The organism is Agrobacterium sp. MCAB5 (genome assembly GCF_052114365.1).
GTDB classification, from domain to species: domain Bacteria; phylum Pseudomonadota; class Alphaproteobacteria; order Rhizobiales; family Rhizobiaceae; genus Agrobacterium; species Agrobacterium tumefaciens.
In genome coordinates, this window is record NZ_JBFREP010000231.1 from 1 (window position 1) to 481 (window position 481).

Consider the following 481-nt stretch of genomic DNA (forward strand, 5'->3'; position numbering starts at 1 on the left):
TGCATTCCCGGCGTGAGGCGACCATGTTTGTAAGGATTGCGATCTACTGCAAAATCGATGAAATCGGTGCCGATACCGCAATAATTCAGCAGAGTGTTGCCCTTTCCCGGTGCGCCATAGGCGCAGATCGATTTGCGCATCTCCTTGAGGCGGATGAGGAAAGACAGGAGGTTTCGCTTGGTCTGGCGCACGGCTTCGGAGAATGCCGTATAGGTCTCGATCTTGTCGAGCCCGGCGTTCAACTCCCGTGCCAGAAGGCTATCCACGCGGGCTTCACGCGGAAAATTGCCGTCTTGGTGCGAGAAAAAGACCCGCAGCGAACCGCCATGTGTGGGGATCTCTTCGACATCGAAAACCTTGAGCCCATGACGGCGGGCCATTTTTTCTATGGTCAGCAATGAGAAGTAGGAAAAGTGCTCGTGATAGATGGTATCGAACTGGTTCTCCTCGATTAGCTTTTCTATATGCGGGAACTCGAGGG

The 481-nt window shown here is 53.6% G+C and carries 1 protein-coding gene; it reads right to left on the reverse strand.

The window, feature by feature from the left end:
* On the reverse strand, positions 1 to 481 hold a 481-nt coding region (locus tag AB4Z23_RS28375; protein ID WP_441361293.1), incomplete at both ends, for a methyltransferase C-terminal domain-containing protein.